Annotated in this window: 12 protein-coding genes; 8 read left to right on the top strand and 4 right to left on the bottom strand. The window is 61.9% G+C overall.

The features are described 5' to 3' along the window. Positions 1-66: 66 nt before the first annotated feature. Positions 67-1,284, bottom strand: a complete 1,218-nt coding sequence (glmU, locus tag GJR99_RS15925) for a bifunctional sugar-1-phosphate nucleotidylyltransferase/acetyltransferase (RefSeq protein ID WP_151114045.1) — start codon at positions 1,282-1,284, stop codon at positions 67-69. 425 nt (positions 1,285-1,709) lie between these two features. On the opposite strand from glmU, the gene GJR99_RS15920 reads away from it, so the two are divergent. Beyond that, complete coding sequence (locus GJR99_RS15920) at positions 1,710-2,804, top strand: guanosine monophosphate reductase (RefSeq protein ID WP_151114044.1); 1,095 nt, start codon at positions 1,710-1,712, stop codon at positions 2,802-2,804. 46 nt (positions 2,805-2,850) lie between these two features. Here GJR99_RS15920 and GJR99_RS15915 read toward each other — a convergent pair whose 3' ends face one another. After that, positions 2,851-3,990: an MFS transporter gene (locus GJR99_RS15915; RefSeq protein ID WP_151114163.1), complete on the bottom strand. Its 1,140-nt coding sequence runs from the start codon at positions 3,988-3,990 to the stop codon at positions 2,851-2,853. 736 nt (positions 3,991-4,726) lie between these two features. Here GJR99_RS15915 and GJR99_RS15910 point away from each other — a divergent pair. Further along, a complete protein-coding gene (locus GJR99_RS15910) occupies positions 4,727-5,128 on the top strand; it encodes a hypothetical protein (RefSeq protein ID WP_151114043.1) in 402 nt (133 codons plus the stop codon). Continuing rightward, positions 5,125-6,810, top strand: a complete 1,686-nt coding sequence (locus GJR99_RS15905) for a hypothetical protein (protein ID WP_154326123.1) — start codon at positions 5,125-5,127, stop codon at positions 6,808-6,810. The genes GJR99_RS15910 and GJR99_RS15905 overlap by 4 nt, the downstream gene beginning before the upstream one ends. Before the next feature lie 75 nt (positions 6,811-6,885). Here GJR99_RS15905 and GJR99_RS17870 read toward each other — a convergent pair whose 3' ends face one another. Then, entirely contained in the window at positions 6,886-7,536 is a 651-nt protein-coding gene (locus tag GJR99_RS17870; protein ID WP_151114042.1) for a helix-turn-helix domain-containing protein, read from the bottom strand. An 87-nt stretch (positions 7,537-7,623) separates the two neighbouring features. Here GJR99_RS17870 and hutU point away from each other — a divergent pair, with 87 nt between their 5' ends. From hutU to hutH, 4 genes are read left to right on the top strand one after another with little or no spacing between them, the layout of a single operon-like run. Continuing rightward, complete coding sequence (gene hutU / locus GJR99_RS15895; protein ID WP_151114041.1) at positions 7,624-9,378, top strand: urocanate hydratase; 1,755 nt, start codon at positions 7,624-7,626, stop codon at positions 9,376-9,378. After that, positions 9,375-10,304 carry a formimidoylglutamase gene (gene hutG, locus GJR99_RS15890; protein WP_151114040.1) on the top strand — a complete coding sequence of 310 codons (930 nt, stop codon included), beginning with the start codon at positions 9,375-9,377 and terminating at the stop codon, positions 10,302-10,304. The genes hutU and hutG overlap by 4 nt, the downstream gene beginning before the upstream one ends. Continuing rightward, positions 10,297-11,556 (top strand): imidazolonepropionase, encoded by a 1,260-nt coding sequence (gene hutI / locus GJR99_RS15885; protein ID WP_151114039.1) that lies wholly within the window; start codon positions 10,297-10,299, stop codon positions 11,554-11,556. The genes hutG and hutI overlap by 8 nt, the downstream gene beginning before the upstream one ends. Next, the gene (gene hutH, locus GJR99_RS15880) at positions 11,549-13,129 is read left to right on the top strand and encodes a histidine ammonia-lyase (RefSeq protein WP_151114038.1); all 1,581 of its coding nucleotides are present in this window, start codon (positions 11,549-11,551) and stop codon (positions 13,127-13,129) included. The genes hutI and hutH overlap by 8 nt, the downstream gene beginning before the upstream one ends. An 84-nt stretch (positions 13,130-13,213) precedes the next feature. On the opposite strand, the gene GJR99_RS17535 is transcribed toward hutH, so the two are convergent. After that, positions 13,214-13,357 (bottom strand): HVO_A0556 family zinc finger protein, encoded by a 144-nt coding sequence (locus GJR99_RS17535; RefSeq protein WP_191967162.1) that lies wholly within the window; start codon positions 13,355-13,357, stop codon positions 13,214-13,216. 331 nt (positions 13,358-13,688) lie between these two features. Here GJR99_RS17535 and GJR99_RS15875 point away from each other — a divergent pair, with 331 nt between their 5' ends. Continuing rightward, complete coding sequence (locus GJR99_RS15875) at positions 13,689-16,424, top strand: type II/IV secretion system ATPase subunit (RefSeq protein ID WP_151114037.1); 2,736 nt, start codon at positions 13,689-13,691, stop codon at positions 16,422-16,424. Positions 16,425-16,427: the final 3 nt, after the last annotated feature.

Genomic DNA, 16,427 nt, shown 5'->3' with positions numbered 1-16,427 from the left:
TCAGAGTATACCGTGGACGTAATTTCTGACGTCCCACGACTCCTGTGATTCACACGACTCTCCCGCTCAGTCGTCGTCTGTCGCTGGGCCGTCGTCGACTCGGTCGTAGAGGACAGATTCGCCCGGATTCACCGTCCCATCGGTCGGTAACCGAACACCGGCGTTGAGCGACGAGTTGATACCCGTCTTGACGCCGTCACCGACGACGACGCCGTACTTTCGGCGTCCCGTAGAGACGAGTTCACCGCGGAGCATCTGTCGAACTGGGGCCCCGTCGTGACGGAGATTGGCGACTTTGGTTCCAGCACCGAAGTTCACGTCACGGCCGAGGATACTGTCTCCGACGTACGCGAGGTGGCCAACCGTCGCCCCTTCCATCAGTACGCTGTTTTTCACTTCGACTGCGTGGCCGACTTTCGCGTTTTCGCCGATGACGGTGTGTCCTCGGACGTAGGCGTTCGGCCCCACCGACGCTCCGCGGCGTATCAACACGGGGCCGTCGATGACGACGCCTGACCGAACTGTCGCTCCCGCCTCGACGACGACGGGGCCGTTGAGTTCGGCGTTTGGTGAGACGTCACCGTCGATGCGTGGGTCGAGTTCCGAGAGTTTCCACTCGTTTGCTTCGAGAAGCTCCCACGGGCGGCCGACGTCGAGCCATCTCTCGAACGCGACACCGCGAACGTCGTACTCGTCGCAGGTTCGTGTGAGGACGTCGGTCAGTTCGAGTTCACCCCGGTCACTCTCGGCGACGTTGAGCCACGATTGCGCTTCGGCGGGAAAGGTGTACGCACCAGCGTTGATGAGGTCAGACGGTGGCTCTGCGGGTTTCTCGACGACGCCGCTGACGAACTCGTCGTCGATCTTCAACACTCCGTAGGAACTCGGGTTGGAGACCCTGAACGACCCGACTGCTGCGTGCTCGCCGTACAACGTCTGCAACGACGCCACGTCGTAGAGGGCGTCACCGTTGAGTACGACGAAGGGTTCGTTGGAGTCGAGAAACGCTGCTGCGGTTCGAACGGCGTCAGCAGTTCCTCGCTGTTCTGCTTGGACGGCGAACTCGACCGGCACCGGGAGGTGGGCTTCCTCGAAGTACGTCCGAACGTCGTCGGCTTGGAACCCCACGACGATGGTGAGCGACGTCGCGCCAGCCTCGATTGCCGCGTCGACGGTGTGTGCGACGAGCGGTTTGTCACCGACCGGGAGCATCGGCTTAGGCCGACGGTCGGTGAGTGGGCGCATCCGAGTTCCACGCCCAGCAGCGAGGATGACTGTTTGCATAGGTGACAGACGCTTCGCGTTGATGTTATTTCTTCACCCCCTAACAGTCGAAATCGGGGGAATGGGGACCAGAAGGGGGATGCTGATTGGGTGTGCCTCTGAACACCTACCGTCACCGACGTGTCGAGGGTCGGTTCGGCAATCGTCTCTGATTTGCCACTGAAAATAACAGTTCCGAATGCCGTGTGAATGCTCCGCTCGTCAGCCTGCGCTCGCACGGTGCAGTCGCTCTGGAGAGTTTGAACCACACGGCCCGCGAACTGCGAAAATGTTGGGGTTACGATTGGTTGGAGATTCGCGTTGGACGCGGCGCCGTGTGTTAGTTAACAGACGAGGTCCAAAACCTAATACTTTCGTTCCACGGCGACAGAGGCCACCTTCGACGGAGTTAATGAGACACATCACTTCGGCTGTGGAGGGTTACGATGGAGATTCGCACAGGACTCTCGTACGGAGATGCATTGCTGATTCCACAGCGCTCACCGGTCGATAGCCGGAGCGACGTGGACCTCTCGACTAACGTGACGCCAGACCTTCAACTGGGGAATCCGCTCGTCAGTGCGGCGATGGATACAGTCACCGAAGCACCGCTCGCTGGGGCGCTCTCAGACCTCGGGGGACTCGGCGTCGTCCACCGATTCCTCGATATCGACGAGCAGGCTGACCACGTCAGCCGGGTCGCAGACTCGGGTGGCACCGTCGCTGGCGCAGTCGGGATCAACGAGTCGTATCTCGACCGGACTGAGGCGTTGCTCGACGCAGGTGCCGACGCCGTCGTGATGGACATCGCACACGGGCACATGGAGCGCTGCCTGGACGCGGTGTCACACATCCGTGACGAGTTCGACCCCGAAATCGTCGCCGGAAACGTCGTCACTCCCGAGGCTGTCGAAGACCTCTGGGAGGCGGGCGCAGGATGTGTGAAAGTCGGTGTTGGCCCTGGGTCACACTGTACGACGCGAAAAGTCGCCGGTGCAGGCTATCCACAACTGACGGCCGTCTCGGAGTGTTCACAGAGGGCGCACGAACTCGGGATTCACGTCATGGCCGACGGTGGCATCCGCACGTCTGGTGACGCTGCGAAGGCACTCATGGCGGGTGCCGATAGCGTGATGATGGGGAGTTTCTTCGCAGGCACCGCCGAATCACCCGGACGCGTCGTCGAAGTCGACGGCGACCAGTACAAACGGTCGCGCGGAATGGCCTCGACGGAGGCTGCGTCGGACCGTGAGGACAAACAGAGCGACGTCGACGCGGGTGAGGGTATCGAAGCCCTGACCCCGTACAAAGGCCCCGTCGAACCGCTCGTCGAGGAGTTCCTCGCGGGCATCCGCTCTGGCGTGAGTTACAGCGGTGGCCATACGATTCCTGCTGCTCGTGAGAACGCGACGTTCGTCCGCGTCGCAGCGAGCGCAAAAGAGCGCGAGGGTGCCCACGGCGTCGCCTTCGCTGACGTCGACGTCGACGTCGAAACCGAGGGCACGAAAGAACGCGAACTGTCGGCACCGATGGCGGACTGACGACGCAGCGTTCGGGAGGTGGCTCGATACTGGTCGGTCACCACGATCACACACTTTTGTTTCTCGTATCCCAGTAGAGTAACCCAGCAGCGACGACTAGCGTCACTGCGAGTCCCACGAACGCGGCGACGTAACTCAGATACGTGGCGACGATACCGACGTATGCCGGTCCGATGGCGTTCGCACCGAGGAAGAATGCCCGTGCTGCGCCGAGGTCAGCACCTCTGTCGCCATCCGGGGCGTTGTCGAAGATAATCGCGTCGGCGAGTGGGAACTCCATCTTGTATCCGACGGCTAGCGTGACGACAGAGAGGTAGATGAACACTCGAGCGTCCGCGAACGAGAGGAGTGCCAACGCACCTGCGGCGACGACGAGTCCCACGATGGCGATAGACTCGCGCCGGAATCTGTCGCTCAGCCCTCCCGCGACCGGTTTGATGGCGATTCCGACGGCGAACACCACGGCGAAGGTCGCACTCGCTAACTGCTGGTCGAAGCCTTTCGATTCGATGAGGTAGGTCGGAAAGAAGTTGATGAACCCGCCGACCATGAAGTAAAACAACCCGAAGGCGACGAGGGTCCGTCGCTGTTCGGGACTGGCGAGGAGTCGTCTGACCGTCCCAGTCGCGTCGAGCTTCGGGCTGCCAACGGTGTATCCTTCGGACGACCAGAGGACGTAGAGGACGGTTAGCCCGCCGAGCACGACGGCGATGGGCAGAAATGGGGTTCGCCACGTCGCGTAGGTGAGCGCGAGAATCGCGAGCCCTGACGCGAGGAGTCCACCGAGGTCGGTTCCCGCGGCGTAGAGACCCAACGCTCGGCCACGCCGTTCGACGAAGAGGTCAGAGAGGAGCGCCCGCGACGGGATGGCGAAGAACCCTTTACCGAGTCCGGTGACGACGGCGGCGACCACGAAGCCTGCGAGGCCACCTGCGAGGCCGAACGTCGCGAACCCGACGACGAGAAGTACGAGACCGGGGACGATGAGCGTCGCCCGCGTCCACCGGTCTGAATACTCGCCACCTGGATATTGCGTGATGGCGTAGACGCCCTGAAACACCGCGAGTGCGATACCTGCAGTCGCTTCAGTTATCTGTAAGTCGTCGATGATGGTCGGGAGCAGTGGTGAGAGGAGAAACCTCCCCGCTTGGAGGACTGCCCACGCGAGTGAGACGGTGAGCAACATCCGACCTCGATATCCTGCGAGCAGGCCGCCGCCGGATGTCGTCTTTTGGTTCACACGCCTCGTATGCCGACCTGTTACCAATGAGTTGTGGTCTCGGAACGCTCTGCGTTCAGTATCCTCGGCTGGTACAGCGTCTCACCCCGTCCGGAGTGGCGTGAGAGGAAACTAGACGTAGGCGGATAATATTGTGTTAGTAGCACAATACTGCTTTACCGATGGTATCTACTAACAGGTACTAAAACGATTCACCACCGACTACTCTCACGACGAACGTTTTGTCCGAATCACACTCAATTTCGGCAGTATTTGGTTTAGAAAGCTATCCGATACCAGTATAAAGAAGGCCCATACTCCATTAAATCGGGGGTTTAGGGGTGTTTGCGTCGGTACTTACAAGTATATAGGAAATCATTAATTTCTGGTATGGGTGGACAACCAATTGACAAAATTTCCGGTGGTGCAGGGTTCGAGTGGGGGGCGAACCCGGCTGCCCGCCGGTTGGCAGGGGTTGGCCTGACCTCACACATGTGTGTCGGGGGGACACACGTGTTCGAGGGTCAGTGCCCGATAGCAGACGGTGGATATGGGTCGTGGGCGGTGAGTGTTCGGACGCGATGCTCCGAGGGGGTCGCGTCCGACGATGGTCTAGAGAGACCACTCTCACCCTCACCAGGTGGCAGTTCGCGTCCGTGTCACCGGGCAGTGGGTTCGGGCACGACTCGGGGTGGATGATTCGATGACACCCGAAAAGTTCCACGCCTCGAAACACGAACCCAGAGGGTTCGACGAGCACACTCCGTCGAACCAGCCGACGACTGAGACGGCTGACAATCGACTTTCGTTGTTCGTCGTCGCTGTCGACGAACACGAGTCCCATTCCGGTGACTGTCTCGACCCGCTTTCAGACATCGCGTGGCTTCAGTTCATCGACGGTCTCGACATGCACGTCGTCGTCGGAGGAGAGAACGACTTCTTCGACACCATCGGCAGTGAGGTCGATTCACAGAACGGTCTCTGGCTCGTCGACGCCGCGGGAACGATTCACAGAAAGTGGGCACTCCCGTCCGAGCGACGAGAGGTCCTCTCTATCGGTCGCGCAGTCGAACAAACGCTCGACACGTGGGGTGACGCCAGATGACGCCACTGTTCCGCGAAATGGACCGCATCAGCCAACGCTTCACGACAGCACTCCGCGGAATCACCGTCGTGAAGACGGTCTGGGCGAACGACGAGGGGCTCTCGGTGGTCCGGTTCGAAATCGACTCGGCCAGAGAAGACGCCGTTCGCCTCCGGATGGTCGAGTCAGTCCCGGACAGTTTCCCGATGGAGAACGTTGGACCGCACCCGAAGTACGGCGGCGACAAGTGGACCAAGACGGACGATGGAGAGTTCGTCTACACCGACCGTCTCGAACCCAACGGAGAGAAATTCACGCTCTACGGCGTCAAGGAACTCTCTTCGAACAACCTCGAATCGTTTCTCACCGACGCGCAGGTCACTATCGACCCGCTGGGTGACGAACCAATAGACGACAGCGGTGACGAATCTACAATGACGACCGAAGACACGGAGAACGACGGACTCGACGACGACGGCACTGACGACGATGCGGACTTCACGCGAGGAGGTGGGAGCACGGAAGAACTCACACGCGGTGGCAGTCGAGAGGACTTCACACGGGGAGGCGGTGGCAACTTCGACGACCGTATCCCACGAGTCGAAGACCTCGGAACCGTGTCTGGTGGGTGGGGTACCGACCAGTCAGGGCAGGGCAACGACCCGTCGAACATCCAGTTCGTGGGTTCGAAGGCACACGCGTCGGAGTCCTCACAGACCGACGAGTCCCGACCGCCGATCGAACTCGAAGAGCCGACGGAGACCTTCGACTCGGACGCGCCCGAGTCAGAGGGAGACGACGCGGACGCGGTCGAGTCAGAGGGAGACGACGCGGACGCGGTCGAGACAGAGGGAGACGACGACGGAGTGGAGTCGGACAGCGTCGATTCACCCGAACTTGTCGAGGAGTCGGATACGACGGACACCGGAACCGACGACACGTCGGCCGAGGACGCTGACGACGACGCCGAAGCAGTCGAGGACGCTGACGCTGAAGCCGAAGCAGTCGAGGACGAGTCGACGCTCGAAGACGAAGCGTCTAACACCACGGACGAAAGCCAAGAGAGCGAATCCGAGGTGACCTCCGGCGACGAATCGCTGTTCGAAGACGCCCACGAAGTCGATGGGGACGACAGTCTCGTCGACGCCCTCGTGACTGAACTGGCTGCACGAGACCTCTCGGACGACGAACGTGCAGTTCTCCGCGAGGCGCTCGGTGTCTCGGCACCGACCTCCGTGGACGTTCGACTCCGACACGTCCAGAACCGCGTCGACGACCTCGATGCGTACACCACCGCGCTCGAGTCGTTCCTCGACGAAAACGGGACTGCAGAGCAGGTTCTCGACGACCTTCAGACGGAGACAGAGGCGATGCGAGACGACATCGAGCGTCTCGAATCGACCCTCGCGGCGTCGAAGGAAGCCATCGAACTCGTCGAACAGCAGGTGACGGCGATAGAAGACCGGATGGTCGACGAGGCGACGTTCGAAGAACGTCTCGGTGAACTCGACGAGAAACTCGTCTCCGAGTCCGAGTTCGAAGCCCAACTCGACGACCTCTCGACCGACCTCACAGAGATTCGAGCGGACGTCGAGACGGGCAAGACGTGGCGCAGCAACCTCTCGCAGGCGATTCAACTCCCGTCCGCGATGATGGACGCCGACGGTTCCGACGGTTCGGAGTCCGACGAACAGGAGTTGTAACTCGACCGCCAGACTGGTCGCTGTTCTCCTCGCCCACGGCCGTCTCTTTTCTCCGGTTTTCTCACGCCGTGTTGGTTAGAACACGTACCGAACGACCGACTCCATCACCTTTCGCTCTGCCCGCCTGAGATGTTCTTCAGCGGTTCGGCGTGAGACACCCATCTCGGCGGCGATGGCTTCGGTCCCCGTCTCGCGAGGGAGTTCGTAATATCCGTGTTCGAACGCGAGTCGCAGTGCTTCCCGTTGCCGACCGGTGAGCGACGGCATCGCGTCGAGCGGTGCCAAAAGTGGTGCGTCTCCGCTTGCGAACGACAGTTCGCGTTTGGACTCGACGCTCACGTCGTACCCGCTGTCTACGAGGTCTCGGAAGCATGCGGTGAGCGCTGGCGCAGAGACGGCGAGTAACCGACAGACCTTCGCCCCGCGGTGGTACCGGAGGGGCGGAAGCAAGAGGACACCGTGCCGTTGGAGGTAGCCTTCGATGTCGTCTATCTCGTGGTGACGGAGGCAGTCGGCGGTGATGGCAACGAGTTCGTCACCGCGTTCGACGGCGACTTCGATACCGACGGTGTCGCGAACCTCTTCGAGGACGTCTGCTCCGACTTCGTGACTCACGTGCAGGAGGTCACAGTGCTCGTTGCACCACAGTTCGATGGACGCGCTGTTCTGTTCTGTGGCCGCCGCGTAGGCGCTGTCGTCTCTGATTCGGAACGTTGCCTCGTACACAAGTGAGGTGTGGTACCGCCATATTATATAAACTCACCACCGCGTGGTGGGGGAACCGATACCCGTCGTGGTCCCGAAGTGAGAGGTATGCACGAACAGCGACCGACCGACCCCACGGGTCGACTCGGCGAACCGAGCGAACAGTGGCGTCGGTATCAGGGGGCACCGACTGGGAGCGATATCGAGTGCAAGGGGTGGCGACAGGAGGCGGCACTCCGGATGCTCAACAACAATCTCGACCCCGACGTAGCCGAACGTCCCGAGGACCTCGTCGTCTACGGTGGAACCGGTCGCGCAGCCCGCTCGTGGGCGGCCTACGACGCGATTCTCACCGAGTTGCGCGAACTCGAAGACGACGAGACGCTCCTCGTCCAGTCGGGCAAACCGGTCGGGAAGTTTACGACCCACGAACGCGCACCACGGGTCCTCATCGCGAACTCGAACCTCGTCGGCCACTGGGACGACTGGAAGCACTTCCACGAACTGGAAGCCCAGGGCAAGATTATGTACGGCCAGATGACCGCCGGGTCGTGGGCGTACATCGGCACACAGGGAATCATTCAGGGCACGTACGAGACGTTGGCCGAACTCGCCCGACAGGAGTACGAGAGCGACCTTCGTGGGAAACTCGTCGTGACAGGCGGTCTCGGTGGAATGAGCGGGGCACAACCGCTGGCCGTGACGATGAACCACGGCGTCTGTATCGCCGCCGAAGTCAAAGCTGACCGTATCCAGCGCCGTGTCGAGACGGACTACTTGATGGAGTTTGCCGACTCGTTAGACGAGGCGCTGGAGAGGGCACACGACGCGCTCGACGCAGGCGAACCGTACAGCGTCGGCGTGCAGATGAACGCCGCCGACATGCTCGAAGCACTCCTCGCGCGCGACGAGATACCAGACGTCGTCACCGACCAGACGAGTGCCCACGACGAACTGGAGGGCTACTACCCGAGCGGTTACTCGGTCGAAGAGGCGGACCAACTCCGTGAAGACGACCCCGACGCCTACGTCGAAGCGAGTCTCGACACGATGGAGCGACACGTGCAGGCCATCCTCGACTTGCAGGACCGCGGTGCAGTCGCTTTCGAGTACGGGAACAACATCCGCGGACAGGTCGAGACACAGCGTGGGATGACGAACGCGTTCGATTTCCCAGGATTCGTCCCTGCCTACATTCGACCGATGTTCTGCCGCGGACGCGGGCCGTTCCGCTGGGCCGCACTCTCTGGCGACCCGGCGGACATCTACCGAACCGACGAGGCGATTCGTGAACTCTTCCCCGAGAACGAGTCGCTCATGCGGTGGATAGACCTCGCACAGGAACAGGTGTCGTTTCAGGGGCTCCCGTCCCGTGTCTGTTGGCTTGGCTACCACACCGACGAGGACGGAGTCACCGAACGCGCTCGCTTCGCGCTGAAAATCAACGAACTCGTCGCTGAAGGCGAGATTTCCGCCCCAGTCGTCGTGACGCGTGACCACCTCGACGCAGGTTCGGTCGCCAGTCCGAACCGTGAGACGGAAGCGATGCGTGACGGCACCGACGCCATCGCCGACTGGCCCATCCTCAACGCGCTTCTCAACACCGCCGCGGGCGCAGATATCGTCTCGGTTCACGACGGTGGCGGCGTCGGTATCGGCAACTCCCTCCACAGCAACAACCACGTCGTCCTCGACGGGAGTGACCTCGCGGCGGACAAAGCCCGCGCGGTGTTCACCACAGACCCCGGAATGGGAGTCGTCAGACACGCTGACGCCGGCTACGAAGACGCACTGGACGAAGCGACGCAGTCGGGTGTCCACATCCCGATGCGAGCGTACGACGCAGCGCGAGGCGACGAATGACGATTCGTGAGCCATCTCACTGGGAGGGAACCTCGTCGGACCCGAACGACGAACAGTTCGGTCACGTCGTCCACGAGACCAGCATCGAAGACGTCGGTGAGTACGACGCGGTGTTCGTCGGCGAACCGTACGATGGTGCAGTCGTCGGCCGGCGTGGCGCGCGCGAAGGACCGACGGAGATTCGTCGGGAACTCGCGTCGGTGAAGTCACACCACTTCGACGACGGTCCACTCTCGACCCTCGCGGACCTCGGTGACGTCGCGTTCGACGACGTGACCGACGACGTTGCCGCGGTCCAGTCGATGGTCACCGATATCACGGCAGACGTGTACGAACGCGGGTCGTTTCCGGTCTTCCTCGGTGGCGACAACTCGTTGACCGTCGCCAACGTCAGGCCGCTTTTGGACCGTGACGTGTCGGTTGGCGTGGTGAGTTTCGACGCCCACCTCGACTGTCGCGACCCCGTCGATGGACCATCGAGCGGGACACCCTACTGGCAACTGTACGAAGAGGGACTCGACAGACTCGCCGTCGTCGGTGCGCGGCACTTCGAGACGTCGACAGCCTACGCCGATTTCTTGGGCGAAGTTGGGGGGACAATCCTCACTGCCGAAGAGGTCGGCCGTGACCCGCTCCAGACAGTCGATTTCGCCCTCGACTCGCTCGCATCCTGCGACGTCATCTTCGTCAGTCTCGACGTCGACGTCCTCGACGAGACTGCCGCACCGGGTGTGAGTGCGCCGACGCCCGGCGGTATCACGACTCGCGAGTTGTACCGGATGCTCCACCACGTCGCGTCCGATTCCCGAATCGCCGGCTTCGAAGTCGTCGAGTGCGCACCTCCGTTAGACGACGACAATAGGACTGCAAAAGCCGCGGCACGGGCAATCGCACACTTCTTGTCGGGGGTGACGTTCGATGCGTGAGTCGAAACGTGACGAATCGCCGACGGCAGCGAACGACACGCTCACAGTCGTCCACAGTGCGGCAGAACTCGTCGTCGGACCTGACGACGACACCGGTCTCGTCGTCTCCGAAGACGCCGCGTTCGCCGCAGTCGATGGACGTGTCGCCGCTGTCGGCCCGACGGAAGAAGTCCTCGCAGACTACCCACTCGACGATGCCGAGACCACGATAGACGCGACTGGAAAGACGGTTCTTCCGGGGTTCGTGGACCCGCACACGCACGCCCTCTTCGCCGGTGACCGTTCGGACGAGTTCGTCGCGAAACTACAGGGCGCCACGTACGAGGAGATACTTGCTGATGGTGGTGGGATTCTCCGGACTGTCGACGCCGTCCGCGAGGCCTCGGACGGCGAGCTAGTTGCGAACCTCACTACCCACCTGGACGAGATGCTCGCCCACGGGACGACGACAGTCGAAGTGAAGACTGGCTACGGTCTCGACACCGAGACAGAACTCCGAATGCTCGACGCGATCGACCGTGCTGGCGAGAATCACCCGGTCGACGTCGTCCCGACGTTCATGGGGGCACACGCCGTCCCACGCGGGATGGATACCGACGACTACGTCGAAGAAGTCGTCACCGAGCAACTCCCTGCCGTCGCAGAACAGGACATCGCCGAGTTCTGTGACGTGTTCTGTGAGCGTGGTGTGTTCGACGCCGACCAATCGCGGCGTATCCTGGAGGCAGGGCGTGAGTTCGGTCTCACGCCGAAGATTCACGCCGACGAGTTCGCCGCTATCGGCGGGACCGACGTGGCGGCCACCGTCGGCGCAGCGAGCGCAGACCACCTTCTGCACACGGACGACGAGGGGCGAGAGACGCTCGTCGAAGCGGGGGTCACACCGGTCGTGCTCCCCGGAACCGCCTTTGGACTCGGTGCGGCGTACGCCGACGCGCGTGCGTTCCTCGACGCCGGTCACGAAGTCGCCCTCGCCACTGATTTCAATCCGAACTGCTTTGCACGAAGCATGGGGTTCGTCGCCACACTCGCCAGCGTCGGGATGCGAATGACGCCACACGAGGCCATCCGCGGCATCACCAGTGCTGCGGCGAGTGCTCTCGGACGCGCTGACGGGACTGGAACTTTGCGTCCCGGAAGTCCGGCCGACGCTGTCGTCCTCGACGCCCCGAACGCGACTCACCTCGCGTATCGGTTCGACACGAATCCCGTCTCGACCGTCCTGAAATCGGGGGTGGTCGTCGATGCGTGAGTCGGCCTCGCTTCCGGACACTGTGGTCCTCGACGGCGAGTCGCTCACGCCAGAAGACGTCGCCGCCGTCGCCCGCGACGACGCACCCGTCGAAATCGACGCTGAGGCCCGTGAGCGGATGCGCGAGTCGCGTGCCCGAGTCGAGTCCGTCCTCGACTCTGGCGAACCAGTCTACGGCGTCAACACCGGCTTTGGTCACCTCGTCGAGACGCACATCGACCGGAAGGACATCGAACGACTCCAGACCAACCTCGTCAGGAGTCACTCGGCGGGTGCGGGTCGTGAACTCACTCGTCCCGAAGTCCGGTCGATGATGGTCACGCGGGTGAACACACTCGCGAAAGGCTACTCGGGGATTCGCCCCGCCGTCGTCGAACTCCTCGTCTCGATGCTGAACGAAGGCGTCCACCCGGCCGTCCGCTCCCGAGGCAGTCTCGGTGCCAGCGGTGACCTCGCACCACTGGCGCACATGGCGCTCGTCCTCATCGGCGAAGGCGAAGCACACGTCGGTGGCGACCGATTACCGGGTGCCGACGCACTGGCCGCGGTCGGATTGGAACCGGTGACACTCAAATCCAAGGAAGGGTTGGCGCTCATCAACGGAACCCAACTCACCGTCGGGCTTGCGTCGCTGTTCGTGGTTGACGCCGAGCGAATCGTGGACGCGGCGGACGCCGCCGGTGCGCTCACGACAGAGGTGACGATGGGCACGACGGCCAACTGCGACCCGGCGGTCCACGAGGTCAGGCCGCACGCTGGCCAACAGGAGAGCGCCGCAGCGATTCGACGCCTCACCGAGGGTTCGACCGTCCTCGAGTCGCACAAAGACTGTGAGCGCGTCCAGGACGCGTACTCGATTCGATGTCTGCCACAGGTCAACGGTGCCGTCAGAGACGCTGTCGGCCATCTGCGCGAAGCGGTGGATATCGAGCTCAACAGCGTCACCGACAACCCGCTCGTCTTCCCTGCGGGGTCGGTTGACGAACGCGCACCCGGAACCGACGTCGCTGCCGTCGTCTCTGCAGGGAACTTCCACGGCGAACCGTTGGCGCTCCGCCTCGACTACGCCGCTGGTGCGCTCACGGAACTCGCGGCCATCTCCGAACGCCGAACCGACCGAATGCTCAACCCCGACGTTCAGGAACCCTACCTCCCACCGTTCTTGACAGAGCACAGTGGTCTGCGGTCGGGATACATGATTGCGCAGTACACCGCCGCGGCACTCCTCAACGAGTGTCGCTCCTTCGGCCGGCCGTCACTCGACTCGACACCAGTGAGTGGAGGGCAAGAAGACCACGTGAGTATGAGCGGGCAGAGTGCGTTGAACGCGCGGGTCGTCGCAGCGAACGTCGCGACTATCGTTGGCGTCGAACTTCTCTGTGGAGCACAGGCAGCAGAGTTCCTCGAAGCGGGCCTCGAACTCGGACGCGGAACGGGCGCTGTCCGCGACGCGATTCGGTCAGTGGTCCCACCGCTGAACGACGATAGGCCGCTCGACGGCGAACTAGAGGACGTCTCCGACCTCGTTCGATTCGGGGCGATTCGTCTCGCAGCGAACGAAGCGACGCGGTGAGTGGTCGATGCGGTGAGTGGTCGATGCGGTGAGTGGTCGACGTGGTGAGTGGTCGACGCAGTCGAACGCGTCGACGTGGTTCCCTTACCAGAGCTGAATCGTGGGCGTCCCGCACTCGTCACAGACGACTGCGTCGTTCCCTTTGTACGTACTGACGACGAGGTCTCCGTCACAGAACGAGCAGTTGTCTTCGTCGAGTCTGTTGAGGAGAACGGCTGATTGAGACATAGTACAGACACGTAGCTCCATTAGCATGAATATTGTCACCGGGGAGATTTTGTGTCGATACACCGGTCCACAGACGATCGATTGGCGCAGACTCCCGGTGAATCGTTTCGCACAGATTTCACCCATTCTCCGGCGATCGTCCTCGTAACCGTCTCAGAAGGTTGTTCCTAACCCCTCGTCTGTGGCCATCTGCGTCGTGATAGCCGGTTGGTAACTATGGATGTTCTAGGTGTTTATTATCTCAAATGGTTAATTCCGCTAATCCTGAAGAACGAACAGGTTCGGCTGGAGCGGTGCGTTCCCGTGTGGCCTCCGCAGAGGTGTCCTCGAGATGAGTCTCGACGGCAACCCACGTTGGGGGGCGGCGGCGACAGTCAGACCGGGTGACGTGACCAAAGGTGTCTACACGTGGGCCGACTTCATGGAGGAGTACGGCTACGGTGACCAAGTTCCCGACCTGTACCCTCGCGAAACGTCAGGCTCTTCGAGTGGCTTCCTCAGTCGCTTCCGGAGTTCGACTCCAGAGCGATTCGTCCCGCACGGGGAAGATTGGGACCGCGTGGAGTTCGACCCGAGCGCCTACCTCGGATTCGACCCTGACGAACTCCCGTCACGACTCGAAGCGGCGGCGGCCAAAGCAGCAGAGTACGGTGCGGTGTTGACCGACGCGACCGGAATCTCACTCACGTCGAAACAGAGCTACTCGTGGGCGCAGTTCAAGCGCGAGTACTACTTCGACGAAGATGGACTGCCGCCGCGTGACGTCGACGGTGCTGTCATCCCGTTCGACCCGAGCGCCTACCTCGGATTCGACCCGGTCGAACTCCCCGGAATCTTGGGCGACGCGAGTCAGCGTGGCACTGGCCTCAAGTCGCTTTCTGACCTCCGGACCGTACAGGTCGACCCCGAACTCGACGAAGACGCGTTCTTCTCGTCGCCGGACGGACGGCCGACGCTCGTCAACCGATACGACCTCGAAAAAGCAGTCCCGGTCGAAAAGAAACCGTTCTTCGTCGAAGTCGAACGCTACTGGGTCAACAAACCGTACGCGTTCGTCATCGTCTTCCACTCTCAGACCGAGAACGAAAAGAAGTACTACGTCGTCGAACCGCACCTCAACGAGATAGAACACAAGGTAAAGGAATTCATCTCGGGCAAACTCCGCACGGCCATCAAATATTCGAGCGACGAGGTTGCTGTCGACGGTGCGCTGGACGAACGCGCCGCGACCATCGAGCGGTTGACCTACCGGATGCTCAACCGATACGACCTCGCGACGAAGACGGCGGCGAACTCGACACTCAGTCGATTCAAACGCCTGCTCGCTATCACTGCGGGTGAACCGGATGGCCCCGTCACGACCGAGGGTGTCCCGCTCGACCCGATTCGCCCGGAACCGGCGGTTCTCGAAGAGAACGCCGACACACTGACTCCCGCGCAGGTTGCGAAGATTCTCTACTTCCTCAAGCGCGACTTCATCGGCTACGGCCGCATCGACGCCATCAAACACGACATCAACGTCGAGGACATCTCGTGTGACGGCTACAACTCGCCGGTGTTCGTCTACCACAGCAGTTACGAACAGGTCATCACCAACGTCGAACACGGAAAGCGCGAACTCGACAACTTCGTCATCAAGCTCGCCCAGCGCTCGGGGAAGGGTATCTCGAAACGCCAACCGCAGGTCGACGCGACGCTCCCCGACGGCTCTCGGGCACAACTCACACTCGGATGGGAAGTCAGCGGCCACGGAACGAACTACACCATCCGCCAGTTCAAGGACGTCCCGTTCACGCCCGTCGATTTGGTCAACTGGCACACCTTCTCGCTCGACGAGATGGCGTATCTCTGGTTGGCTATCGAGTCGAAGCGCTCGCTCATCTTCGCCGGCGGGACAGCGTCCGGGAAGACGACTTCGTTGAACGCCGTCTCGCTTTTCATCCCGTCGAACGCGAAAATCGTCTCTATCGAGGACACGCGCGAGGTCGAACTCCCACAGCGCAACTGGGTGTCTGCGGTCACTCGCCCGTCGTTCACGCAGGACGGAACGGGCGACATCGACGAGTTCGACCTGCTCGAAGCGGCACTCAGACAACGCCCCGACTACATCGTCATGGGCGAAGTTCGAGGTGAGGAAGGCCGGACGCTCTTCCAGGTCATGTCCACCGGCCACACCACGCTGACGACGTTCCACGCCGACTCCGTGGGCGAGGTCATCAAACGCTTCACGACCGACCCCATCAACGTCTCGAAGTCGATGTTCACCGCGCTCGACCTGGTGTCGGTGCAGACGTCCACGCGGGTTCGCGGCCAGAAAGTGCGACGGACGAAGGCAATCACCGAAATCAACCACTTCGACCCCGAGAACGACGAAATCAACGTCAAAGACATCTTCCAGTGGCAAGCGGGCGCCGACGAGTACGTCTCGACTGGCAATTCGAACACGCTGGAGAAGCTCATGTTCGACTTAGGGTGGGACCGCGAACGCCTCGAACTGGAACTGTTCAAGCGAAAGGTCGTCCTCGCGTACATCATCGCGAACGGGTTGAAAGAGTACGCACAGGTCGCCGCGACCATTCAGGCGTTCATCGCCGACCCGGACATGGTGCTGGCGCTCATCGCCTCGGACCGCCTCGAACGCAGTCTCGAAGACCTGCGCAAGATGGAGAGTGTCAAGATAGACATTCAGCCCGAAAAAGAGGCGCTCGTCCCCCGTCCCGACCCGAGTGAGGAACTCTACGCCTACACGCAAGAGATTCTCGAAGACGCGGCCGAGTCGCTGTTCCCCGAATACGACGACTACGAGGTGACGAGCCTCGGAGACGTGTTTGCCGACGCCGTCGCACCGACTGTCATCCCACTGAACCCGCAGTTGCCGGCTTCCGACGACGAGGTTCCAGCACTCCCCGATGGGACAGACGTGACGTCGTCTGCTGGGGACGGCGCCGAAGCAGTCGGAGATGGTGGTGTCGAGAGCGACGAGGAGACTGACGGGTCGCCTGGTGACCCAGCGGAGCCTGATTCCTCGCCTGCTAAAAATGCGGACTCTGACGAGGGCGGGAGGTAAGCG

Origin of the sequence: Haloferax marinum, from assembly GCF_009674625.1 — an archaeon.
Lineage (GTDB): Archaea > Halobacteriota > Halobacteria > Halobacteriales > Haloferacaceae > Haloferax > Haloferax marinum.
The sequence above is the reverse complement of the archived record's forward strand: the minus strand, read 5'-3'. Positions and strand labels throughout refer to the sequence as shown.